The organism is Pseudomonas sp. Z18(2022) (assembly GCF_036346535.1).
GTDB classification, from domain to species: Bacteria; Pseudomonadota; Gammaproteobacteria; order Pseudomonadales; family Pseudomonadaceae; genus Aquipseudomonas; species Aquipseudomonas yamanorum_A.
This window is the reverse complement of record NZ_JAOTOA010000001.1, coordinates 922,279-946,871: the sequence shown is the minus strand read 5'-3', so window position 1 is coordinate 946,871 and position 24,593 is coordinate 922,279. Positions and strand designations below refer to the sequence as shown.

Genomic DNA, 24,593 nt, shown 5'->3' with positions numbered 1-24,593 from the left:
CATCAATTCAGACGAAGTTTGTTTTCAGCGATGGCGTACATCGGCCGCCAGACCGCGCGGTTGAACGCCACCACGAAGATCGACATCACCACCACGCCCAGGGCAATTTTCGGGAAGTCGCCGGCAGCGGTGGTCTGTGCGATGTAGGCGCCCAGCCCGTGGGCGACCACGTTGTCCTGGCCCCAGGACACGTACTCGGACACGATACTGGCGTTCCAGGCACCGCCCGAGGCGGTAATGGCGCCGGTGACGTAGTACGGGAAAATCCCCGGCAGCATCACTTTGCGCCACCACAACCAGCCACGAATGCGGAAGTTGGCGGCGGCTTCCTTGAAGTCATTGGGAAACGCGCTGGCGCCGGCGATCACGTTGAACAGGATGTACCACTGGGTGCCCAGCACAATCAGCGGGCTCAGCCAGATATCCGGGTTGAGGTTGTAGTGCAGGATCACGATGACGAACACCGGGAACAGCAGGTTCGCCGGGAACGCCGCGAGAAACTGCGCCAGTGGCTGGATTTTTTCCGCCAGGGCCGGGCGCAAGCCGATCATCACGCCTAGAGGTACCCAGATCAGCGAGGCGATCAGGATCAGGCCCGCCACCCGCAACAGGGTGATCAGGCCCATCAAAAATACATGGCCGACTTCGGCCAAGGTCACCTCGGTGCCGACGTACTGCACGATGTGATACAGCGCATAAGCGGCCAGCAACGCGATGAGTGTGCCCCACACCCAGTCGATCACTTTTGATGCTTGCGGGGTTTCTGCCGGCAGCGCCTTGAGTGCACCGCCGGCCAGGCTGAAGCGTTTGTTGCCCAGGCGGCTGATGGTGCGGGTAACAGGCCGCAGGATGCGCTGGACGATGCGCGTGCGCTGGATCAGGTTCAGCAACCAGGATTGCGGCGCCGCGCCTTGGGAGGCGGTGGTTTCCATGCGGAACTTGTCGGCCCAGGCCACCAGCGGGCGGAACAGGAACTGGTCGTACATCAGGATGACCACAATCATCGCCAGGATCACGTATCCCACGGCGTGCAGGTCTTTCTGGGCAATCGCCAGGGCCAGGTACGAACCCACGCCCGGCAAGGTGATGGTCTTGTCGCCGACGGTAATGGCCTCGGAGGCGACCACGAAAAACCAGCCGCCGGACATGCTCATCATCATGTTCCACACCAGCCCCGGCATGGCGAAGGGCACATCGAGCTTCCAGAACCGCTGCCAGCCGGAAAGCCGCAGGTTGGTCGATACTTCCACCAGGTCATGGGGCAGCATGCGCAGCGACTGGTAGAAGCTGAACGTCATGTTCCAGGCCTGGCTGGTGAAAATCGCAAAGATGGCCGCCAGCTCCGCGCCGAGTACGCGCCCGGGGAACAGCAGCAGGAAGAACGTCACGGTAAACGAGATATAACCCAGCACCGGTACCGATTGCAGGATGTCGAGCACGGGCACCAGCAGTTTCTCGGCGCGCCGGCTTTTGGCGGCCAGGGTGCCGTACAACAGGGTGAACACCAGCGCTGCAACCATCGCCGCCAGCATGCGCATCGTGGTGCGCATCGCGTATTCCGGCAGGTTGGCCGGGTCCAGCGAGATGACTTCACTTTGCAAGGTAGCGATGGGCGCCCAGGTTTCCCGGGCCGTGATGGAGAAAAACAGTAAAAAGCCGATCACCAGGGGCAGGGCGACCAAGTCCCAGCGGTTGGGCAGCAAGCGCAACGTGGACGCAGGTATGTAGTGACGGAGCACTCTTTTCATAGGCAGTCATTCCTGCAGCGTTCAGGTTCAGGGCGTATTGGGAGTGAGCTTAGCTGCTGCACGAATGACCCACCGGGAAGGAAGGGCGCTGTTTTCGCGAGTCAGGGCAACGAGGCGTTGTTGGCGGGATTGTACGTTTCTGAATGTTACAAGCACATAAATTTGCTGTCAGTTTGCTGTACGAACTGCGGCTAGGTCGTTGGCGCCCCAGCCGCTGCCCGGCGGCTATTCAAACCTCAGGATCACCCGGCGGTTGTGTTTGCTTTTCTTCTCGATTTTTTCGCAGAACACCCGGCCGATTTCCTCGGTATTGGTCACATGGGTGCCGCCGCAAGGCTGGATGTCGATCCCGGTAATTTCGATCACCCGTACCGAACCCTGGATCACCGGCGGCGCCACCGCCTGGGTGCGGGTGATCTGCAGCAGGGTGGAATACTCCGAGGCGGGCATCGACAGGGTTTTCACCGCGTGTGCCTGTTCGATCAAGGCGTTGAGGTCGCGGGTGATGGTCTCTTTGTCGAGGGTCATTTCCGGCAGGTCGAAATCCAGCCGGCCCTTGTCGAAGCTGATGCTGCACCCGGTCACAGGGGCATCAATGATTGAGCACAGCAGGTGCAGGCAGGTGTGCATTTTCATGTGCTGGTAGCGGCGCTCCCAGTCCAGGCTTGCGTCCACCTGCATCCCGGCGGCCAGTTGTTCGGGGCAGTGTTCCACTTGATGCCAGATGATCGAGCGCAGCACCGGGTCGCGCACGGTGCCGGTGATGTCGACGCGGCTGCCGTCGGGCAGGATGAAGTGGCCGGTGTCGCCTGGTTGCCCGCCGCCGGTGGGATAGAACAGCGTGTGCTCCAGGGCGATCCCCTGTTCACTGACGGCAATCACCCGCGCACTGAAAGCGTTCTGGTAAGGCGCGCTGTCGAACAGCGCGAGGGTTTCCATGGTGTGCACGGACATGTTCAACCTCCGACGATCAGTGGGCTGGCTTGCAGCAGGCGACGAACCATCGCGCTTAAGCCAGGGGGAGAGAGCAGGGTGATTTCAAATTCGGGCCCGGTCACTTTCAGGTTCAGCGGCAGGCGCGGCGGGTAACTGTTGGTTTCTATGTGCCGCAGGCGGAACTGCAGGTGATGGCGTTCCTTGACCGTGGGTTCCAGCAGCAGGCCGGGCAGGGGATGGAAGTCGGCGTCCAGCACCGTCACCTTGTGGCTGGCGTTGACCTCGCCCACCACGTGCAGGCGTTCGTCGAGGGCAAACGCGCCGAGGTAGTTGCTGTGGTCCGACTCGTCGTTTTTCTGCAACTGGATCTGGTTGACCACCTTGACCTTGGTACCGGCCGGCACGTCCTGGGTGATCACGCAGGAAGGGCTGATGAACACGTTGTCGCCGATCAGCACATAGCCCAGCACCCGCGCGCCGGAACCGACTTCCACGTTGTTGCCCAGGCGTGGATGGCGTTTGCCGTCCGGGTTGTTGGCGATGCCCCGGGCGCCGAGGGTCACGCCGCAGAGGATGTAGCAGTCGTTGCCGATCTCGCAGGTTTCGCCGATGACCGTGCCGTAGCCGTGGTCCAGCACAAAGCGCCGGCCGATGCGGGCGGCGGGGTGAATTTCGGCGCCGGACAGGATCTTGCCCTGGTTGCTCAGCTTCAGGGCGATGGCACAAAACGCGCCGTCGCCCTTGTCCGGGAAATTCCATACCTGGTGCGCCAGCCGGTAGTACAGCACCGCCTTGAACGAGGCATAGGATTCCAGGATCAGCTCCCCGCGCCCACGGGAGGCCGGGTCGCGCCAGGCATAGGCGATCAGGTCTTCGGCCACCGCCTGGGCCGCTGTCTGGACCAGCGTGCCAAGGTGCTCCTCCAGTTGCTTCAACTGCGCGGGCGCCAGCGTGGTGATGAGGTGGGTGAGCAACTCATCGTGCAGTTGTTGCATGTCGATAAAGCCCCCCATGGAGGCACCCCCGCAATAGTTGTTATTCAAAACAGGGCAAATAGCTGTCGGCACTGTCGTAGACCATGGTCAGCACGACGGTGTCGGTGCGCAGTTCCGGTGCCAGCTTGGCGATGGCCACCATGTTGGCGGCCGACGACAGCCCGAGGCTGATGGCGTCGGTGCGCATGATGCGTTTGATCATGTCGAGGCATTCCTGGCGCGATACCTTGAGCATCCCGTCAATGATCGCGACGTTGAGGATGCTCGGGATCAAGCCGATGGACAGGCCCTGGATATGGTGCGGCGCGTGGCGGTCGCTGAGCAGGTCGCATTCTTCCGGCTCCACGCCCATCACGCGGATCGTCGGCCAGGCGCTCTTGAGGGTTTCGCCGATGCCGGTGATGTGGCCGCCGGTGCCGATGCCGCTGACGAAGTAGTCCACACGCTTGTCGCCGAAGGCGCGGATGATTTCCCGGGCGGTGGTGTCGCGGTGGGTTTGCGGGTTGGCGCCGTTGCGCTGCTGGTTGAGCATCACGTAGCTGGGGTTTTCCAGCTGCAGCTCCATGCACTTTTCGCCGTGGGAATTGTTGCCCAGGCGGCTGTCCGACAGCACTACCCTGGCGCCGTACAGGCGCAGCAGTTTCTGCTTCTCGGGGCTGTAGTTGTCGGGAATCACCAGCACCACTTTGTAGCCCAGCACATTGCCGGCCATCACCAGGCCGATGCCGGTGTTGCCGCCGCTGGGCTCGATGATGGTCTGGCCTGAACCACGGATCAGAATGCCCCGGCGCTCGGCGTCGAGGATCATGCCCAGGGCGATGCGCGCCTTGTGGCTGCCGCCGGGGTTGAGGGACTCCAGCTTGGCGTAGACCTCGATGCCGAGGTCTTCGGAAAACTGTTCCAGGCGCACGATGGGCGTTTGGCCAATGGCGTCGAGTATCGAGTTATGCAACATCAAGTAAGAACCCATGGCCGCTGATCAGTACAAAGGCATGTCGGGTTCGACGTCGCGAACCCAGTGTTTCATGCCACCTTGCAGTACTTTGGTGTTGGCGAAGCCGGCGGCCAGCAAGGTGCTGGCGGCTTGCTCCGCGCGGGTCCCGGCGTAGCAGATCAGGTAGTGGGTGTTGTCGCGGCTGAGGGTGGCGAGTTGCCCGTCGAGTTCGGCCAGGGGGATGTGCACCACCCCAGGCAACTTGCACACTTCCAGCTCGCTGGCATCGCGCACGTCCAGCAGCACGTCGGCCTTGCTGTGTTGTTCGAGCAGTTGCTTGAGCACCCGTGGCTTGATGTAGCGCTCTTCGGCGAGCGACGGCTGGTTTGGCATGGCATCGGCGCAGACGGCGGGTGCGATGGTTTGGCTGTGGCGCAGTTCCGAGCAGCAAGGGCAGTCGGCGCGGCGCTTGAAGCGGATCTCGCTGAATTTCATCGCCAATGCATCAAAGCGCATCAGCCGGCCCGACAGCGGTTCGCCAATACCGATCAACAACTTGATGGCCTCGGTGGCCTGGATCATCCCGACCACGCCCGGCAATACGCCGATGACGCCACCGGCGCTGCAATTGGGCGCCAGTTCCGCCGGCGGGGCCTGGGGAAACAGGCAGCGGTAGCACGGCCCGCCTTTATAGTTGAGCACGCTGATCTGCCCGTCGAAGCGGTAGATGGCGCCGTACACCAACGGCTTGCCCAGTTGTACGCAGGCGTCGTTGACGAGGTAGCGGGTTTCGAAATTGTCGGTGCCGTCGATCACCAGGTCATAGGCGCCCACCAGTTCCAGGGCGTTGTCGGTGTTGAAGGCGGTGTCGTAGGTGTTGATCTGGATGTGGCTGTTCAGGTCCTGCAAGCGCTGCTTGGCGGACTCGACCTTGGGCAGGCCCAGGGTGCTGTTGCCGTGGACGACCTGGCGTTGCAGGTTGCTGCTTTCCACCACGTCGAAATCCACCAGCCCCAGGGTGCCGATGCCGGCCGCCGCCAGGTACAGGCTGATGGGCGAACCGAGGCCGCCGGTGCCGATGATCAGCACGCGGGCTTTCTTCAGGTTCAATTGGCCTTCGCGGCCGACGCCGGGCAAGGTGATGTGGCGCACGTAGCGCTGCACTTCCTCGTTGCTCAGTTGATCCACATCCATGCCGCCGGAGGTGGCCAGCAGGACCTCGATTTTTGCCTTCTCAGGCAATGTGTCGTTGGCGTCGATCAGCTCTTCCTCGGCGGTAAACAGGAAGTGCTCCTTGAGCTGGTTGTTCTCGTAGAGCAGGTGCGCCCGCAATTGCGGGTGCTCGGTGCACAGGTTTTCAATGACTTCGCGCAATGTCGATCCGGCACCCTCGAGGGTCGATGCTGGCAGCTTGGCCACGCGGACCAGGATGTCGGGGAAAGAGACAGCGTTCATGCACAACTCCGTTTGCAGGTCGTTGAAGGGGTTTTGGGCGAAGCGCTTGCCATCCCAGGCAAACAGCTTGGAACCTTGGGTCTGGCCCTGGCGAACATCCACCACCAGGTAGCTCACGGGGTAGATCGGCTCGCCCATGAAGAGGGCCTTGTCCTGGTCTTCGTCGCTGAAATACGCGCCGACGTCAGGGTGGGAGTGGTAGATCACCACCACCGGGTTATCACTGCGAAACGCCTTGTTCATCATCAGCGTGTCGGCCACCGAAAAGGTGTAGCCGTTGGCAGCGCTGCGTGAATACATCTCGGGGTTCTTGCGGTGCAACTCGTTCTGGATATTGCTGCCCAGGTACACGCTGCCATCGGCGAAAACAAAGCCGCAGCATTCCTCGGGATAGCTGCGGTCGGCGTGGGCGTAAATCTGCTCCAGGGCGCTTGGGCTCAGGACCTTCATCTCAGTTTTTCTTCGCCAGGAGCTTTTCGATGGGCAGCTTGGTAATCGCAAAACCTGCCAGCAGGATCGCCGAATACATCATCAGGTCCTTGGAAATCTGCACGCCTTCGTACCAACTGCCGATGATGACCGCGAACACCGGGAAGATGATGAACACGAAGGACAAAATGATCGGGCTCAGGCGCTTGAGCAGCATGAAATACACGATAAAACCACCCACCGAGGCCACCAGGCCGAGGTAGAACAGCGCACTCCAGGAACGTAGGGTGATGTCTTCGAAGGTCGGGGTTTCAAACCACAGCCCGGCGACAAACAGCATCAGCCCGGCGATGCCGATGGGCAGGGTGTTGTAGGTGATCACGCTGATGGCGCTGCCTTGTTTCTTGGTAATCACGTAGCACAAGGCATGCATGATCGCGGCGGCCAGGATCGCCAGCACCCCGAAGAACTCGGCATGGTCCAGGTGCAGGCCCTGGCTCTTGATGATCATGTACAGGCTGCCGAAACCGATGGCGATACCGACCACCTGGGAAAAGTAGATGCGCTCGCGCAGGAACAACGCGGAGAAAATCAGGATAAACACCGGCATGCAGCTGAACAGCAGCGCGGTGAGGCCGGACGAGACATGCATCTCGCCGTAGTTGAGCAGGTAATACGGAACGCTGAAGTAGGACAGCGTCACGAACACGAAGAACCAGCGGCTCTCCCGAGGAAACAGGATCGGCTCGCGGCGCACCCAGGCAAAACACAGGAACAGCGGGAACGCGATCAGAAAGCGCAGCCCGGCGGAGGTCAGCGGCGGCACGCTTTCCACGGCGATCTTGATCCCAAGCCAGGTGGTGCCCCAGCTCAGGCACACAATCAGGAACATCACACTGGTAATCAGCCCAGCCAACCACTGCTTGTGAGTTTTTGTTTTTTCAGCGTTTTCGAGAACGGCGGACATTGGCATCGTGACATTGCTTCCATGAGACCGAATTGACCTCTATATTGAGTGCCTTGATTCGGTGATTGAACCCGTAAAAGCACACTATTAGGGCGAATGATGGCTGTCAAAACAAATATTGACATGGTGTCAATTATGCGAGAAGGACTCTCCAGCGGGCAGGGCGTGAAGTACAAACGCCTGTCCGATGTCATGGAGCGGGGCATTCTTGAAGGCTTGATTGAACCGGGAAGAAAACTGCCACCTCACCGGGTGCTTTCCGACAATCTGGGGGTAACCATTGGCACCATCAGCCGCGCCTACGGTGAGCTGGAACGGCTGGGGTTGGTGGTGGCGCGCGTGGGTGACGGCACCTTCGTGCGCAAGCGTGGGATGGAGCGCCAGCGGGATGAAGGCTTTCGCAACTTCAGCGATGAGCCGCGGCAATACTTTGATATGAGCCGCAACATGCATATCCCGGGGCAGGAGACCACCTTCCTGGCCCAGAGCTTCCAGACCCTGGCCACCAACGCCAAGTTCTTGCAGGACATCAGTGCCTACACCCCGGATGCCGGGCTGCCGCGCTACCGTGCGGCGGGTGCACAGTGGCTGGTGCAGCGGGACTTTCACCCGATTCCCGAGCAGGTGATTTGCGTGAACGGCGGCCAGCACGGGCTGCTTTGCGCACTGATGGCGCTGTTGCGGGCCGGCGATACGGTGGTCACCGAGCAACTGACCTATCCGGGGCTGATCACCGCCGCGCGGATGCTGGGAATCCGCCTCATCGGCCTGGAAATGGATGAAGAAGGCCTGCTGCCGGGGGCGCTGGATGAAGTCTGTCGCAATCACCGGGTGTCGGCGTTGTACTGCACGCCGACCATCCAGAATCCTACGACTGCGGTGCTGTCGGTCGCGCGTCGGGAGGCGTTGGTCAAGGTGTGCCGTGAGCACAATCTGCTGATTCTTGAGGACGAGGCCCACGGTGTGCTGGTGGAAGATCGTCCGCCGCCCCTGAGCCATTTCGCCCCGGAACGTACGATTCTGATCAGCAGCCTGAGCAAGGCGGTGTCGGCCGGGTTGCGCGTCGGGTACGTGCATGCGCCGCCGGCGCTGGTCAGCCGGATTTCCGCGGCCCTGCGCTCAACCTGCTGGATGGCCACCCCGGTGACCCTGGAACTGGCGACCCAATGGATCGAAAACGGTACGGCTGAGCACCTGTTGCATCAGCAGATCCAGGAGATCAGCCGGCGCAAGGCGTTGGTTGAAGGATTGCTGATCGGGCTGGAGTACCGCACCCACCTCAATAGCCCGCACTTCTGGATCGAAGTCCCGGAGCCTTGGCGCGCGTCGGAAATCGAGGCGGAGCTGAAGCAGAATAATTACCTGATTGCCACCGCCGAGGCGTTTGCGGTGGGGCAGACGGCGGTGCCGCAGTTTATCCGGGCGAGCATCTGCAATACGTCGGGGGATGATCAGTTGCTGCTGGATGGGTTTGATGCGCTGGCGACGGCGTTGGGGCAGGGTGGGGGGCGGTTTCACCTATAGGCAGGTTGACCGCGTTATCGTTCATCGCGGGCAAGCCCGGCTCCCACAGGGGAATGCATTCCAATGTGGGAGCTGGCTTGCCTGCGATAGCGCTGGTTCAGGCCATGAAGATTACTTGAACCGCCGCTCCACCCCTTTCTCCACCAGAATCTTCGCGGAAATCTCTTCCACCGAAAAATGCGTGGAATTGATGTGCGCAATATTCTCCCGGCGGAACAGATTTTCTACTTCCCGCACTTCAAATTCGCACTGCGCATAGCTGGAGTATCGGCTATTGGGCTTGCGTTCATTGCGAATCGCCGTCAGCCGGTCCGGGTCAATGGTCAGCCCGAACAGCTTGTGCTGGTGCGCGCGCAGGGCGGCAGGCAGCGTCAAGTGTTCCATGTCGTCTTCGGTCAGAGGGTAGTTGGCCGCGCGAATCCCGAATTGCATGGCCATATAGAGGCAGGTCGGCGTCTTGCCGCAGCGGGACACGCCCACCAGGATCAAATCAGCCTTGTCGTAATAGTGGGTGCGGGCGCCGTCGTCGTTGTCGAGGGCGAAGTTCACCGCCTCGATCCGCTCCATATAGTTGGAGTTGTGGCCAATGGAGTGAGATTTTCCGACGGAGTATGACGAATGTTCACTTAACTCTTGTTCCAGCGGCGCCAGGAAGGTAGAGAAGATGTCGATCATGAAACCATTGGAGGTCGCGAGGATCTCACGAATGTCCTGATTGACGATGGTGTCGAAAATGATCGGACGAAATCCGTCTTTTTCGGCCGCCAGATTGATTTGTTGTACCATGGCTCGCGCTTTATCCACGCTGTCTATATACGGTCGCGTGAATTTGCTGAAGGTAATGTTTTCGAACTGCGCCAACAGGCTTTGACCCAGGGTTTCGGCTGTGATGCCGGTGCCGTCGGAGATAAAGAAAGCAGATCGTTTCATTTGAGCCTTGGGCCTTAAGCTGATGACGAATCTTGGATATGATAGGCGCGATTTTGCCGTCCCGCAGTGGGCCGCATTCTCACTTATTTTCCAGGTCCAGGCCACAAACGCCGGTAACCGCTCCTACTGAGCCGCCGGCGTCCTGAGCTTTTCCAACACAGAAAGTGGAGAGATCACCTTGGTAGAGTACGTAGTTTCCCTCGATAAGCTCGGCGTCCATGATGTAGAGCACGTAGGGGGCAAGAACGCATCCCTGGGCGAGATGATCAGTAATCTTGCGGGCGCCGGTGTATCGGTGCCAGGTGGTTTTGCCACCACCGCCCAGGCTTACCGTGATTTCCTCGAGTTGAGCGGCCTCAACGATCAGATCCATGCCGCGCTCGATGCGCTGGACGTCGATGACGTCAACGCCCTGGCCAAGACCGGTGCCCAGATCCGTCAATGGATCATGGAAGCCGAGTTCCCCGAGAAGCTCAACGCCGAGATCCGCACCGCGTTTGCCACGCTGTCGGCCGGTAACCCTGACATGGCCGTCGCCGTGCGCTCCTCGGCCACCGCCGAAGACCTGCCGGACGCCTCCTTTGCCGGTCAGCAAGAAACCTTCCTGAACATCCGCGGCGTGGAAAACGTGATCCGCGCGGCCAAGGAAGTGTTTGCCTCGCTGTTCAACGACCGCGCCATTTCCTACCGTGTACACCAGGGTTTCGACCACAAGCTGGTGGCCCTGTCTGCCGGTGTGCAGCGCATGGTGCGTTCGGAAACCGGCACGGCCGGCGTGATGTTCACCCTGGACACCGAATCGGGCTTTCGCGACGTAGTCTTCATCACCGGCGCCTACGGCCTCGGCGAAACCGTCGTACAAGGCGCGGTGAACCCGGACGAATTCTACGTCCACAAACACACCCTTGAAGCCGGCCGTCCGGCCATCCTGCGCCGCAACCTGGGCAGCAAGGCGATCAAGATGATCTACGGCGACGAGGCCAAGGCCGGTCGCTCGGTAAAAACCGTTGATGTCGACAAGGCCGAACGCGCGCGTTTCTGCCTGACCGACGCCGAAGTCAGCGAGCTGGCCAAGCAGGCGATGATCATCGAGAAGCACTACAAGTGCCCGATGGACATCGAATGGGCCAAGGACGGTGACGACGGCAAGCTGTACATCGTTCAGGCCCGCCCTGAGACCGTGAAGAGCCGCACCTCGGCCAACGTCATGGAACGCTACCTGTTGAAAGAAACCGGCACCGTGCTGGTGGAAGGCCGTGCCATCGGCCAGCGCATCGGCGCCGGCAAGGTGCGGATCATCAAGGACGTGTCCGAGATGGACAAGGTCCAGCCAGGCGACGTGCTGGTCTCCGACATGACCGACCCGGACTGGGAACCGGTGATGAAACGCGCCAGCGCCATCGTCACCAACCGTGGCGGGCGTACCTGCCACGCAGCGATCATCGCCCGCGAGCTGGGGATCCCGGCGGTTGTGGGTTGCGGCAACGCCACCCAACTGTTGAAAGACGGCCAGGGCGTGACCGTGTCCTGCGCCGAAGGCGACACCGGCTTCATCTTCGAAGGCGAGCTGGGCTTCGACATCAAGCAAAACTCCATCGACGCCATGCCGGACCTGCCGTTCAAGATCATGATGAACGTCGGCAACCCGGACCGCGCCTTCGACTTCGCGCAGTTGCCGAACGCCGGTGTGGGCCTGGCCCGCCTGGAGTTCATCATCAACCGCATGATCGGCGTGCACCCCAAGGCCCTGCTGAACTACGACGGCCTGCCGCCGGACATCAAGGAAAGCGTCGACAAGCGCATCGCCGGCTACAGCGACCCGGTGGGCTTCTACGTCGAGAAACTGGTGGAAGGCATCAGCACCCTGGCGGCGGCGTTCTACCCGAAAAAGGTCATCGTGCGCCTGTCGGACTTCAAGTCCAACGAATACGCCAACCTGATCGGCGGCAAGCTCTACGAGCCGGAAGAAGAAAACCCGATGCTGGGTTTCCGTGGTGCCTCGCGTTACATCAGCGAAGCCTTCCGCGATTGCTTCGAGCTGGAATGCCGTGCCCTCAAGCGCGTGCGCAACGAAATGGGCCTGACCAACGTCGAAATCATGGTGCCGTTCGTGCGCACCCTGGGCGAGGCGAGCCAGGTGGTGGACCTGCTGGCTGAAAACGGCCTGTCCCGTGGCGAGAACGGCCTGCGCGTCATCATGATGTGCGAGCTGCCGTCCAACGCCATCCTGGCCGAAGAGTTCCTGGAATTTTTCGACGGCTTCTCCATCGGCTCCAACGACCTGACCCAACTGACCCTGGGCCTGGACCGTGACTCGGGGATCATCGCCCACCTGTTCGACGAGCGTAACCCTGCGGTCAAGAAGCTGCTGGCCAACGCCATCCAGGCGTGCAACAAGGCTGGCAAGTACATCGGGATCTGCGGCCAAGGCCCTTCCGATCACCCGGACCTGGCCAAATGGCTGATGGAACAGGGCATCGAAAGCGTTTCGCTGAACCCCGATTCCGTACTGGAAACCTGGTTCTTCCTGGCTGAAGGCCAAGCCCAGGCGTAATACGTAACACCCCCAAGTGCCGGTCAACCTTGCGGTTGGCCGGCATTTCTCATTCTGTACAGGGCGGAACTCCATCCGGACGCCGCCCTTTTTTGTGCAAGAGCATTATGCAAAGCAGCAGCAACCTGTTTCCCGTCGCCTTGATCAGCGCTGAGCGTCGTGGCGACCTGAGTGAAGATGTGTATCGCCTCAAGCCCGCCAACAGCCCTGACGGCACCGTCGAGCTGGCCGTGACCCGCCTTGGCCTGGCTGATGTCCCGGAAAACCGGGGCGTGCCGGTGGTTTTGGTGCATGGCAGTTTCTCCAACCGACGCTTCTGGTATTCGCCCAAGGGCATCGGCCTGGGCGCTTACCTGGCCCGCGAGGGGTTCGACGTGTGGATCCCGGAAATGCGCGGCCACGGGCTGTCCCGACGTAACCACGACTACGCCAAAAACCGCGTTGCCGACTATGCTCGCTACGACTTGCCGGCCATTGCCGCCTTTGTGCGTGAGCAAAGTGGGCAGATCCCCCACTGGCTCGGACATTCCCTGGGTGGCACGACCCTGGCCGCGGCCCTGGGCGGGCAGCACCTTGGCGCGCCGGCGGTAGCCTCGGTGGCGCTGTTTGGCTGCCAGGTCAGTCGCACCCATTGGCCGTTGAAACTGCCGCCAGTGGAATGGACCGGTCGCCTGCTCCTGAAGCGCTTTGGCCAATTGTCTGGCTCGCGATTGAAACGCGGCCCGGAGGACGAGCCGGCAGGCGTGCTGATTGAAGCGATGCGCTGGAATGGCCTGTTCGGCCGCTTTGGCGAGGGCAAGCAGGATTGGTGGAAGGGCCTGGCGGAGGTCGACGTTCCGCTGCTGGCGGTGAGCGCTGCCGGCGATCACCAGGACCCGGACTGGGCCTGTCGCAAGCTCTTCGAGCAAGTCGGCTCCGAGCATCGCCAGTACGTGTGCCTGGGGCGCCAGCAAGGGTTCAGCGGGGATTTCGGGCACGTCGAAATGCTCGTCAGCAAGGCCGCCCAGGCTGAAGTGTGGCCGTTGGTGAAGCGTTGGTTGAAAGATCCGCTCACACCTTTGGCGGGCGCGCAGACGCAGGAACTGGCACAGGTTTGAGCGGGAGGCTCTATCAGGGGCGTTTCGCTTGCTTCTCGTAGCGGCTAAGATATGACGCATCGGATGGTTCTGGTCATATTCAGTCGCGTAGTGGGTCTTGCGTCGCTGTCCTATGGGCCCGACTATTCGGCCCGGATTAAAGAACCTTCATGGCAAAGCGTTTCCAGATGTAAGTAAACAGTGGGATGTTTGACACCTTCTTTCACCTACAGGAGTTTCTCGATGAACCATTACCTTACCCCCGACCTGTGTGACGCCTACCCGGAGCTGGTGCAGGTGGTTGAGCCGATGTTCAGCAATTTCGGCGGCCGAGACTCCTTTGGTGGCGAGATCGTCACCATCAAGTGCTTTGAAGACAATTCCCTGGTCAAGGAACAAGCCGAACTCAATGGCGCCGGCAAGGTGCTGGTGGTCGACGGTGGTGGTTCCCTGCGCCGCGCATTGCTGGGCGACATGATTGCCGAGAAAGCCGCGAAAAACGGCTGGGAAGGGCTGGTGATCTACGGCTGCATCCGCGATGTCGACGTGATTGCCCAGACCGATTTGGGTGTACAGGCCCTGGCCAGCCACCCGATGAAGACTGACAAACGCGGCATTGGCGATTTGAACGTGGCGGTGACCTTCGCTGGCGTGACCTTCCGCCCGGGTGAGTACGTGTACGCCGACAATAACGGTGTGATCGTCTCTCCCAGCCCGCTGAAAATGCCTGAATAAACAGCAGTAGCCGACAGGGGTGAGGATGTTCGAGGAAGAAAACGCGCAGTGGGGGCTGGTGCATGCCCTGGTGCTGGACGGTAAAGGTGGCGCGCGTTCGATTGCCCGGACAGAGCTTGATGAGCTGCAACTGCAGCCTCAGGAAAGCCTTTGGCTGCATTGGGACCGTAGCCATCCCCAGACCCAGACCTGGTTGCGCAAATCCAGCGGCTTGAGCGAGTTCGCGTGTGACCTGCTGCTGGAGGAAAACACCCGCCCACGCCTGTTGCCGTTGCCGGACGCCGAACTGCTGCTGTTTTTACGCGGGGTCAACCTGAACCCAGGCGCCGAACCGGAAGACATGGTCTCGGTGCGCATCTTTGCCTCGGCGGCACGGGTGATCTCCCTGCGCTTGCGCCCGTTACGCGCCACCGATGAGTTGCTGGTGCAGTTGGCGGATGGCAAGGGGCCCAAGACTGCCTCGGAACTGGTCCTTTATATGGCGCAGTACCTGACCAACAAGGTCCAGGATCTGGTCAGCGATCTGTCCGAAATCGTCGATATCGAAGAAGAAAAACTGGATGCCGACGAACGGTATACCCCGGAGCATGGCAGCGTTTTGCAGATCCGTCGGCGCGCCGCCGGGCTGAAACGTTTCCTGTCGCCACAACGGGATATTTTCGCGCAGTTGACCCGGATCAAGTTGCCCTGGTTCTGCGATGACGATGCTGACTACTGGAACGAATTGAACAACAGCCTGACCCGTTACCTGGAAGAGCTGGAATTGGCCCGGGAGCGCGTGGGGCTTGTGCTTGAGACCGAAGACCGGCGTTTGAGCCTGCGCATGAACCGCACCATGTACCGCTTCGGGATCATCACCGGGATCTTCCTGCCGATGAGTTTTCTGACCGGTTTGCTGGGGATCAACGTGGGGGGGATTCCGTTCTCTTCCAGCCCTTACGGGTTCCTGATTGCATGCCTGATGATGGTCTCGGTGGCGGTCGGGCAATGGTGGTTGTTTCGACGTTTACGCTGGGTCTGACCTGAATGTGACCTGAACGTGGAAAGAGGTCATGTGACCCGAAGAATTTTACCCTCGTCTTTTAAATCACTTGCGAGAGGTCTTTATGCACGATCCGTTCGAACAGTCTTTGCGTGACATGCTTAACGCTTCGCCGTCCAACCGGGACGACGATGCTTGCCTGGGTCGCGTTTTGAAAACCGCCAACCGCCAGGTCGGGGCGGGGGACCTGTTCGGTCTGCTCGGCCGCTGGTTGCCGGCATTGATGATGGCCCTGAACAACGGTTCGGCCCATGTTTCACCGGTTTCCCGTCGTAAACCTCTTGCTCGCACTGCTGATAAGGCTGAATGAATATGGAACTCGATCTCTGGACCCAGAGTCTGGTAACTGCAATGACTGCGCTGTGGACCAAGGTGGCGAATTTCATTCCCAACCTGTTTGGTGCCCTGGTGGTGGTACTGCTGGGTTTTGTCGTGGCCAAGCTGCTCGACACCCTGCTCTCCAAATTGCTGGCTAAACTGGGTCTCGATCGACTGATGGGCGGTACCGGCCTGACCAAGATTCTGGGACGTGCCGGGCTGCAAGTGCCGATCTCGACATTGATCGGCAAGATCGTTTATTGGTTTGTTTTGCTGATTTTTCTGGTTTCTGCGGCTGAATCCCTTGGACTTGAGCGAGTTTCAGCTACGCTCGACATGCTGGCGCTGTATTTGCCGAAGGTATTCGGTGGCGCGCTGGTGCTGCTCGTAGGGGTTTTGCTGGCGCAACTGGCCAATGGCCTGGTGCGCGGCGCGGCTGAAGGGGTAGGGCTGGATTACGCCAGCGGCCTGGGGCGAATCGCTCAGGGCCTGGTGATTATCATCAGTATTTCGGTCGCGATCAGCCAGTTGGAGGTCAAGACTGACCTGCTGAACCATGTGATTGTGATTGTTTTGATTACCGTTGGTCTGGCCGTTGCGCTGGCCATGGGTCTGGGAAGCCGGGAAATTGCCGGGCAGATTCTTGCGGGAATCTATGTGCGTGAGCTATATCAGGTTGGGCAACAAGTGCGTGTGGGCGAGGTCGAAGGGCAGATCGAAGAGATCGGCACGGTCAAGACAACAGTGCTGACGGATGATGGCGAGCTGGTGTCGCTTTCGAATCGGATCCTGCTGGAACAGCATGTGACTAGCCGCTAACCCGGCAAACCCTGCTAATGTACGCCGCCGCAATCCTGGGTATCCAGGCTGAGGCGGACATTGACCTGACTGTCGGCACGACTTGTTTTGAATAAAGCCCAAACGCTGTCCACGCGCTATGACCCCCGTGAGCTCTCTGATGAGGAGTTGGTCGCGCGCTCGCACACGGAGCTGTTTCACGTAACACGCGCGTATGAAGAATTGATGCGCAGGTATCAACGCACTCTGTTCAACGTTTGTTCAAGGTATTTAGGGAACGATAGAGATGCGGATGATGTCTGTCAGGAAGTGATGCTCAAGGTGCTCTACGGCCTGAAGAACTTTGAGGGCAAATCGAAGTTCAAGACATGGCTCTATAGCATCACGTACAACGAGTGCATCACGCAGTATCGGAAGGAACGGCGAAAGCGTCGCTTGATGGATGCTTTGAGTCTGGACCCCCTTGAGGAAGCGTCTGAAGAGAAGGCGCCAACCCCGGAAGAAAAGGGCGGACTCGATCGCTGGCTGGTGCATGTGAATCCGATTGACCGGGAAATTCTGGTGCTACGATTTGTCGCAGAGCTGGAATTTCAGGAAATTGCTGACATCATGCATATGGGTTTGAGTGCTACAAAAATGCGTTACAAACGCGCTCTTGATAAATTACGTGAGAAATTTGCGGGCAGTACTGAAACTTAGTGCGTGGCAAATATCTCTTACGTGTAGGCAAGTTCTGTTAGACTTGTCGCCGAGTTGTCCCCCGGTATGTGGGACTGCTTTACAATCACCAGATGGGGATTTAACGGATGAAACTGAAAAACACCTTGGGCTTGGCCATTGGTACTCTTATTGCTGCTACTTCCTTCGGCGCTCTGGCACAAGGTCAAGGCGCAGTTGAAGGCCAGCTGTTCTACAAAAAGCAGTTCAACGATAGCGTCAAGCATATCGAAGACGGCTACAATCCTGGCGCAAGCATCGGTTACTTCCTGACCGACGACGTGTCGATCAACCTGAACTACGACACCACCAACCACACCCGTTCGAACGACGGTACCGGTAGCCAGAAGATCAAGGGTGATACCGGCAGCGTTACTGCCCAGTACCACTTCGGTCAAGCTGGTGTCGACTCCCTGCGTCCATACGTAGAGGGCGGTTTCGGCCACCAGAGCCGTACCAACGTAGAAGCTGATGGTCACAAAGGTCGCGATCAATCGACCCTGGCTATCGCTGGCGCTGGTGTGAAGTACTACTTCACCGACAACCTGTTCGCACGTGCTGGTGTTGAAGCTGACTACGCACTGGACAACGGCAAGTGGGACTACTCCGCACTGGTTGGTCTGGGCGTAAACTTCGGCGGCAACGCTGGTAAAACTGCTCCAGCTCCTACCCCGGCACCAGCTCCAGAGCCAGTTCCAGAGCCAGAAGCTCCGGTTGCTCAGGTTGTTCGTGTTGAGCTGGACGTGAAGTTCGACTTCGACAAGTCGGTTGTTAAGCCTAACAGCTACGGCGACGTGAAAAACCTCGCTGACTTCATGAAACAGTACCCACAAACCACCACCGTTGTTGAAGGTCACACTGACTCCGTCGGTCCTGACGCTTACAACCAGAAGCTGTCCCAGCGTCGTGCTGACGCTGTTAAGCAAGTCCTGGTCAAAGACGGTATTGCTCCTAACCGCGTAAGCTCGGTTGGTTATGGCAAATCCCGCCCAGTTGCTGACAACGCAACTGAAGCTGGCCGTGCTATCAACCGTCGCGTAGAAGCCTCGGTAGAAGCACAAGCAGCTCAGTAATTACTGAGTTGTAGAAAAAAGCCCGGCTTAGGCCGGGCTTTTTTTCGCCTGTCATTTGTCTCAGGCGCTAACGCTGGCCAAGGCTTCAACCGCTTGCGTCGCCTGGATAACCTGGCCAATCACCAGAATCGCCGGGCTCTTCAGGGCGAAGTCCTGAGCATCCTCCTGCATCCGCGAAAGGCTGCTGCGACACTCGCGTTGCTGGGGCAACGAGGCGTTTTCAATCATCGCCACCGGCATGTCATCGCTCATGCCGCCTTCCAGCAACTGCTGCCGAATCTCCCCCAGCTTCGCCACTCCCATATAGATCACCAACGTCGTGCCGCCCTCGGCCAGTGCCCGCCAATTGAGACTGCTGTCGTCCTGGGTGTGGGCCGTAACCAACGTGACGCCACGGCTGACACCGCGCAAGGTGAGCGGAATATCACAGTTCGTTGCCCCGGCCAGCCCCGCCGTAATGCCATTGACCAACTCCACTTCCACCCCATGCTGCCTGAGCCAGGCCGCCTCTTCGCCGCCGCGACCAAAAATGCACGGATCGCCACCCTTGAGCCGCACCACGCATTTGCCTTGCCGGGCATAACGCAACATCAGGCGGTGGATAAAGGCCTGGGGCGTGGACCGACAGCCGCCGCGTTTACCCACGGTGATCAGCCGGGCAGCGGGGCAATGCTCCAGCAGCGCCGGGTTGACCAGATCATCGATCAGCACCACGTCGGCTTCCCGCAGGGCTCTCACTGCCTTGAGTGTCAGCAGCTCCCGATCACCGGGGCCTGCACCCACCAGCCAGACTTTTGCGCTCATATGCATCCCTCACACCGTGATCGCGATTGGCTGTGTGCCGCTCGCCAATAGTCGTTTGATTTCCGGTACACAGGAGCCGCATTGCGTGCCGCAACCCAGTTCCTGCTTCAGCCCATTCAGGTCCAGGCCCCGGGCAATGCCGGCGCACACCGCGCTTTCGCTGACGTTCTTGCAATTGCATAGCGTCTTGTTGCTGGTCGAACCGCCCCCCGGTGGCGCACTCAATGGCGCCAGCAGCCAGCGTCGTAACTGGTCATCGGTACGACCTTCCAGCCACAGGCTTTGCAACCAATGGCGAGCCAGGGTTTCGCCGGCCAGGCGGATCGCAGTGATGCGACCTTTTTCGATTTTTACTCGCTTGCCAATCGAGCGCCGCGGGTCGTCGTAGGCCATGACTGGGCCGTCATGGAGGCCCAGCAACTGGTCAATCTGCTTCAGAAGCTCAAGCGCCGGCGCCTCGTGATGCGCGGCGCGAATCAGCAGGGCGGGCCGCTCACGCCCGGTCAGGCTCAGGCTGACGTAGGCAAAACCCTCACACAGCGGTCTCAAGGCTTCAAAGTGTTGCTGCACATCGCCTTCAATCAGTGCAAATAAATGCCAGGGCAGTTGCACCGCCTCCAGGCGCACGCCGCTGTGTTTGAGTTCCGGCTGTTTGGATAGCGGGTCGAACGCCGGCTGGGTGAGCGCATTGACACCGCCTTTGAGAAACCGGTCGCCCCAGTGCATTGGCAGAAACGCCTGGCCGGGACGCACACTGTCATCACTGCCGACGGCCACAATCACGCTGCCGCGCCGGCTTTTCAGGCTGACCAGGTCGCCTTCCTTCAAGCGATGTCGACGCAGCTCATCCGGGTGCAGGCTGAGCAAGGCCTCGCTGACATGGCCGAACAACTGCGCTGCGGTGCCGGTGCGGCTCATGCCGTGCCATTGGTCCCGCAGGCGCCCGGTGATCAGGGTGAGCGGGAAACGCGCGTCACGTTGCTCCTTGGCGGCGCGATAAGGGTCGGCCACAAAGTGCGCGCGGCCCGTCTCGGTAGGAAAAATCCCATCTGTATACAAGCGTGTGGTGCCGCTCACCGCGCTGGTCGGGAATGGCCATTGTTGCGGGCCGATCCGGTCCAGCAGGGCGTGACTGATGCCCGAAAGGTCGAGGTCGCGCCCGCGGGTCAGCAGTTTGTATTCATCAAAGATCTGCGCGGGTTGCTCAAAGGCAAAAAGCCCCGGTTTTCCGGGACAAAGACGCTGCTCCAGGCGCTGGGCAAAATCCACGGTGATTGCCCAGTCCGGCCGGGCTTCGCCAGGTGGGACGATGGCTTGGCGGACATGGGAAATGCGCCGTTCAGAGTTGGTAACTGTGCCTTCTTTCTCGCCCCAACTCGCCGCCGGCAACAACAGGTCGGCGAAACGCGCCGTCTCGGTTGTACGAAAAGCTTCCTGTAGCACCACGAACGGACATGCTTCCAAAGCCTGGCGCACGGTGTTCTGGTCGGGCAGGGATTGGGCGGGGTTGGTGCAGGCGATCCACAGGGCCTTGATCTTGCCGGCCTGGACCTGTTCAAACAGTTCGATAGCGGTCAGCCCGATGTTGGCTGGCAGTTGTTCAACCCCCCAATACGCGGCTACCTCTGCCCGGTGTTCAGGGTTGGCCGCTTCGCGATGACCTGGCAGCAGATTCGACAAACTGCCGGTTTCCCGCCCACCCATGGCATTCGGCTGACCGGTCAGGGAGAACGGTCCGCAGCCGGTGCGGCCAATGGTGCCGGTGGCCAGGTGCAGGTTGATCAAGGCGCTGTTCTTCGCGCTGCCCGCGGTGGATTGGTTAAGTCCCATGCACCACAGCGACAGAAAACTCGCCGAGGTGCCGACCCATTCCGCGCACAGGCGCAGTTGCTCGACACTGATCCCGCACAGTTGCGTAACCATTTGCGGCGTGTAGTCGTGAACCAGGCGTTTGAGTTCCACCAGGCCGTCGGTATGGGCCTGGATAAAGTCGCGGTCGATCCAGTCTTCCCACAGCAACAAATGCAAGATCCCATGGAACAACGCGACATCCGTGCCCGGCAAAATCGCCAGATGCAGGTCTGCCAGGTCGCAGGTGTCGGTACGCCGGGGATCGATCACCACCACCTTCATCTGTGGCCGCCGGGCTTTGGCCTCCTCCAGGCGTCGGAACAAAACCGGATGCGCGTAGGCCATGTTGCTGCCGACGATCATCACGCAGTCGCTCGACTCCAGGTCCTCGTAGCTGCACGGCGGCGCATCGGCCCCCAGGCTGCGCTTGTAGCCGACCACTGCCGACGACATGCACAGCCGCGAGTTGCTATCGATGTTGTTGGTGCCCACCAGCGCCCGCGCCAGTTTGTTGAAGCTGTAGTAGTCCTCGGTCAGCAACTGCCCGGAGATGTAGAACGCGACGCTGTCGGGCCCGTGTTCGGCGATGGTCTCGGCGAACACATTCGCCGCGTGTTCCAGGGCGGTGTCCCAATCGGTGCGGCTGCGGGCCAGGCCCTTGCCCAGCCGCAGTTCCGGGTACAGCGCACGTGCCGCCAGGTCGCCGGTCAGGTGCAGGCTCGAACCCTTGCTGCACAGTTTGCCGAAGTTGGCCGGGTGGCTTGGATCGCCGCTGACGCCGAGGATCTGCGAGCCATCATGCTCGATCAGCACGCCGCAACCGACCCCGCAGTAGCAGCAGGTGGACGCGGTGGTCTGGCGGTTCATCAACCGGCGTCCCGCAGTGCCAGCATCACCCGGCCGTTTTCCACACGGGCCGGGTGGTGATGGGCGCAGCCGATGTCCGGTGCCTGGGCCTCACCGGACTCCAGGTCGATCTGCCAGTTATGCAGCGGGCAGGCCACGCGTTTGCCGTAGATCAGCCCTTGTGACAGTGGCCCGCCCTTGTGCGGACAGCGGTCGTCGAGGGCGAACACTTCGTCGTCACTGGTACGAAAAATCGCGATGTCGCCTTTTGGCCCGGTGATGATGCGCGAGCCCAGGGCGTTGATTTCTTCGAGGGCGCAGATATCCAGCCAGTTCATGCCGGCACCTCCAGCAGTTTGACGGGGATGGTGTCGAATTCCTTTTTCAGCAGCGGCTGTTCCAGGCGTTCTTTCCACGGGTCCTGTTCGAACGACAGGGAGAATTGCAGGCGTTCATTGAGCGCCTGGCGCCGTGCCGGGTCTTCCAGCACGGCCTTCTTGATGTGCTCCATGCCCACCCGTTGCAGGTAGTGCACGGTGCGCTCCAGGTAGAAGGCTTCTTCCCGATAGAGCTGTAGGAAAGCGCCGTTGTATTCGCGTACTTCTTCGGCGGTTTTCAGCTTGACGAAGAACTCCGCGACCTCGGTCTTGATCCCGCCGTTACCGCCGATATACATCTCCCAACCGGAATCGACGCCGATAATTCCCACGTCCTTGATCCCCGCTTCCGAGCAGTTGCGCGGGCAACCGGACACCGCCAGCTTGACCTTGTGAGGCGACCACATGTTGAACAGGTCATGCTCCAACTCGATCCCCAGTTGCGTGGAATTCTGCGTACCAAAGCGGCAGAACTCACTGCCGACGCAGGTCTTCACGGTGCGGATGGATTTGCCGTAGGCATGCCCGGACGGCATGTCGAGGTCTTTCCACACACCGGGCAAGTCCTGCTTCTTGATGCCCAGCAAGTCGATGCGCTGCCCGCCGGTGACCTTGACCATCGGCACGTTGTACTTGTCGGCCACATCGGCGATGCGCCGCAGCTCCGACGGATTGGTCACGCCGCCCCACATCCTTGGGACTACCGAGTAGGTGCCGTCTTTCTGAATGTTGGCGTGGGCCCGCTCGTTGATCAAGCGCGATTGCGGGTCGTCTTTCGCTTCGCCGGGCCAGGTGGAAATCAGGTAATAGTTGAGTGCCGGGCGGCAAGTGGCGCAGCCGTTCGGGGTGCGCCAGTTCAGGTAGCTCATGGTGCCGGCGATGGTCAGCAAATGCTGGTCGCGGATGGCCTGGCGGATCTGCCCGTGGTTGAGGTCGCTGCAGCCGCAGATGGCTTTTTCGCTTTTCGGTTTGACGTCCGCCGCGCCGCCTACGGTGTTGATCAGGATCTGTTCCACCAAGCCTGCGCAGGACCCGCAGGAACTGGCGGCCTTGGTATGCTTTTTCACATCGTCGACGCTGAACAGCCCGTGTTCCTGAATTGCCTTGACGATGGTGCCCTTGCACACGCCGTTGCAGCCGCAGACTTCAGCGGTGTCGGCCATGCTCATGGCTTTGTCCTGGCCTTGATGGCCTACATCGCCGATGGCGTTTTCGCCGAACATCAGGTGATCGCGGATCTCGCCGATGGCGTGGTTCTCACGGATCTGCCGGAAATACCAACCGCCGTCAGCGGTGTCGCCGTACAGGCACGCGCCGACGAGGATGTCGTCCTTGATCACCAGCTTCTTGTAGACGCCGCCAATCGGGTCGGAAAGGGTGATGGTCTCGGTGCCTTCGCCGCCCATGAAATCCCCGGCGGAGAACAGGTCGATGCCGGTGACTTTCAGTTTGGTCGAGGTCACCGAGCCCTGATAGCGTGCGAAACCCAGCTGGGCGAGGTGATTGGCGCAGACCTTGGCCTGCTCGAACAGCGGTGCCACCAGGCCGTAGGCGATCCCGCGGTGGCTGGCGCATTCGCCGATGGCATAGATGCGCGGGTCGTAGGTTTGCAGGGTGTCGTTGACCAGAATCCCACGGTTGCACGGGATGCCGGACTTTTCCGCCAGTTCAGTGTTGGGGCGGATGCCGGCCGCCATCACCACCAGGTCCGCCGGGATCACGTCGCCATTCTTGAATTGCACCGAACCCACCCGACCGTTGCCGGCGTCATGCAGGGCCTGGGTTTGCTCTTGCAAGCGAAAAACCAGGCCGCGGCTTTCCAGTTCGGTTTGCAGCAACTGGCCGCTGGTCTTGTCCAGTTGCCGCTCCAGCAGCCACTCGCCGATATGCACCACGGTCACGTGCATGCCACGCAGCATCAGGCCGTTGGCGGCCTCCAGGCCCAGCAGGCCGCCGCCGATGACCACCGCGTGCCTGTGGGTCTTGGCGGTGTCGATCATGGCCTGGGTGTCGGCGATGTCGCGGTAGCCGATCACACCTTGCAACGTATTGCCGGGGATCGGCAGGATAAACGGCGTGGAGCCGGTGGCGATCAGCAGGCGATCGTATTCGGCCTCGCTGCCGTCTTCGGCGATGACTTTGCGTTTGACCCGGTCGATCTGCACCACTTTGCGGTTGAGCAACAGTTTGATGTTGTTGTCGAGGTACCAGCTCAGGTCATTGAGCACGATCTCTTCGAAGGTCTGCTCACCGGCCAGCACCGGCGACAGCAGGATGCGGTTGTAGTTGGTGTGGGGCTCGGCGCCGAAGACGGTGATGTCGTACAGGTCGCTGCTCAGCTTGAGCAATTCTTCAAGGGTGCGAACCCCGGCCATGCCGTTGCCGATCATCACCAGTTTGAGTTTCTTCATGTCGTTCTCCGCAGTGGCTCGACAAATCGTGCGCAACAAAAAAAGGCGTCCCCGCTACGCAAGTAGCGAGGAC

20 protein-coding genes are annotated in these 24,593 nt (G+C 60.4%); 9 read left to right on the top strand and 11 right to left on the bottom strand.

Annotated features, from left to right (window positions below; genetic code table 11):
* Positions 1-2: 2 nt before the first annotated feature.
* The 6 genes from V3W39_RS04315 to V3W39_RS04290 form a co-directional block, all read right to left on the bottom strand.
* Positions 3-1,748, bottom strand: coding sequence for an ABC transporter permease (locus tag V3W39_RS04315; protein ID WP_330212244.1), 1,746 nt, complete (start codon positions 1,746-1,748; stop codon positions 3-5).
* 225 nt (positions 1,749-1,973) lie between these two features.
* Positions 1,974-2,702 (bottom strand): alanyl-tRNA editing protein, encoded by a 729-nt coding sequence (locus tag V3W39_RS04310; protein WP_177044757.1) that lies wholly within the window; start codon positions 2,700-2,702, stop codon positions 1,974-1,976.
* Positions 2,703-2,704: 2 nt separating this feature from the next.
* A complete protein-coding gene (locus tag V3W39_RS04305; RefSeq protein ID WP_177044755.1) occupies positions 2,705-3,697 on the bottom strand; it encodes a serine O-acetyltransferase in 993 nt (330 codons plus the stop codon).
* A gap of 22 nt (positions 3,698-3,719) precedes the next feature.
* Entirely contained in the window at positions 3,720-4,634 is a 915-nt protein-coding gene (locus tag V3W39_RS04300) for a PLP-dependent cysteine synthase family protein (RefSeq protein WP_259198834.1), read from the bottom strand.
* 24 nt (positions 4,635-4,658) lie between these two features.
* Positions 4,659-6,518, bottom strand: a complete 1,860-nt coding sequence (gene moeB / locus V3W39_RS04295; RefSeq protein ID WP_330212243.1) for a molybdopterin-synthase adenylyltransferase MoeB — start codon at positions 6,516-6,518, stop codon at positions 4,659-4,661.
* 1 nt (position 6,519) lies between these two features.
* Positions 6,520-7,413, bottom strand: a complete 894-nt coding sequence (locus V3W39_RS04290) for a DMT family transporter (protein ID WP_177045149.1) — start codon at positions 7,411-7,413, stop codon at positions 6,520-6,522.
* Positions 7,414-7,563: 150 nt separating this feature from the next.
* On the opposite strand from V3W39_RS04290, the gene V3W39_RS04285 reads away from it, so the two are divergent.
* Complete coding sequence (locus tag V3W39_RS04285; protein ID WP_442968388.1) at positions 7,564-8,988, top strand: aminotransferase-like domain-containing protein; 1,425 nt, start codon at positions 7,564-7,566, stop codon at positions 8,986-8,988.
* 111 nt (positions 8,989-9,099) lie between these two features.
* Here the strand turns inward: V3W39_RS04285 and ppsR are convergent, their stop codons facing one another.
* Complete coding sequence (gene ppsR, locus V3W39_RS04280) at positions 9,100-9,918, bottom strand: posphoenolpyruvate synthetase regulatory kinase/phosphorylase PpsR (RefSeq protein WP_010176424.1); 819 nt, start codon at positions 9,916-9,918, stop codon at positions 9,100-9,102.
* A gap of 178 nt (positions 9,919-10,096) precedes the next feature.
* Between ppsR and ppsA the strand changes: the two genes are divergently transcribed.
* The 8 genes from ppsA (at position 10,097) to V3W39_RS04240 (ending at position 18,231) form a co-directional block, all read left to right on the top strand.
* The gene (ppsA, locus tag V3W39_RS04275; RefSeq protein WP_177044743.1) at positions 10,097-12,472 is read left to right on the top strand and encodes a phosphoenolpyruvate synthase; all 2,376 of its coding nucleotides are present in this window, start codon (positions 10,097-10,099) and stop codon (positions 12,470-12,472) included.
* A 107-nt stretch (positions 12,473-12,579) separates the two neighbouring features.
* Positions 12,580-13,569: an alpha/beta fold hydrolase gene (locus V3W39_RS04270; protein WP_330212242.1), complete on the top strand. Its 990-nt coding sequence runs from the start codon at positions 12,580-12,582 to the stop codon at positions 13,567-13,569.
* Between the two features lie 222 nt (positions 13,570-13,791).
* Positions 13,792-14,283 carry a ribonuclease E activity regulator RraA gene (gene rraA / locus V3W39_RS04265; protein WP_003215007.1) on the top strand — a complete coding sequence of 164 codons (492 nt, stop codon included), beginning with the start codon at positions 13,792-13,794 and terminating at the stop codon, positions 14,281-14,283.
* A 25-nt stretch (positions 14,284-14,308) separates the two neighbouring features.
* Entirely contained in the window at positions 14,309-15,304 is a 996-nt protein-coding gene (locus V3W39_RS04260) for a zinc transporter ZntB (RefSeq protein ID WP_177044739.1), read from the top strand.
* A gap of 85 nt (positions 15,305-15,389) precedes the next feature.
* A complete protein-coding gene (locus V3W39_RS04255) occupies positions 15,390-15,635 on the top strand; it encodes a hypothetical protein (RefSeq protein WP_003215011.1) in 246 nt (81 codons plus the stop codon).
* Positions 15,636-15,637: 2 nt separating this feature from the next.
* A complete protein-coding gene (locus V3W39_RS04250; protein WP_008432650.1) occupies positions 15,638-16,462 on the top strand; it encodes a mechanosensitive ion channel family protein in 825 nt (274 codons plus the stop codon).
* Between the two features lie 87 nt (positions 16,463-16,549).
* Positions 16,550-17,140, top strand: coding sequence for an RNA polymerase sigma factor SigX (gene sigX, locus V3W39_RS04245; RefSeq protein ID WP_003215014.1), 591 nt, complete (start codon positions 16,550-16,552; stop codon positions 17,138-17,140).
* Between the two features lie 107 nt (positions 17,141-17,247).
* Positions 17,248-18,231, top strand: a complete 984-nt coding sequence (locus V3W39_RS04240) for an OmpA family protein (RefSeq protein WP_010176421.1) — start codon at positions 17,248-17,250, stop codon at positions 18,229-18,231.
* A gap of 60 nt (positions 18,232-18,291) precedes the next feature.
* On the opposite strand, the gene cobA is transcribed toward V3W39_RS04240, so the two are convergent.
* From cobA to nirB, 4 genes are read right to left on the bottom strand one after another with little or no spacing between them, the layout of a single operon-like run.
* Positions 18,292-19,035: a uroporphyrinogen-III C-methyltransferase gene (cobA, locus tag V3W39_RS04235; RefSeq protein WP_330212241.1), complete on the bottom strand. Its 744-nt coding sequence runs from the start codon at positions 19,033-19,035 to the stop codon at positions 18,292-18,294.
* 9 nt (positions 19,036-19,044) lie between these two features.
* Positions 19,045-21,753 carry a nitrate reductase gene (locus V3W39_RS04230; RefSeq protein WP_330212240.1) on the bottom strand — a complete coding sequence of 903 codons (2,709 nt, stop codon included), beginning with the start codon at positions 21,751-21,753 and terminating at the stop codon, positions 19,045-19,047.
* The gene (gene nirD / locus V3W39_RS04225; RefSeq protein WP_088424575.1) at positions 21,753-22,070 is read right to left on the bottom strand and encodes a nitrite reductase small subunit NirD; all 318 of its coding nucleotides are present in this window, start codon (positions 22,068-22,070) and stop codon (positions 21,753-21,755) included. The genes V3W39_RS04230 and nirD overlap by 1 nt, the downstream gene beginning before the upstream one ends.
* Entirely contained in the window at positions 22,067-24,520 is a 2,454-nt protein-coding gene (gene nirB / locus V3W39_RS04220; RefSeq protein ID WP_177077491.1) for a nitrite reductase large subunit NirB, read from the bottom strand. The genes nirD and nirB overlap by 4 nt, the downstream gene beginning before the upstream one ends.
* Positions 24,521-24,593: the final 73 nt, after the last annotated feature.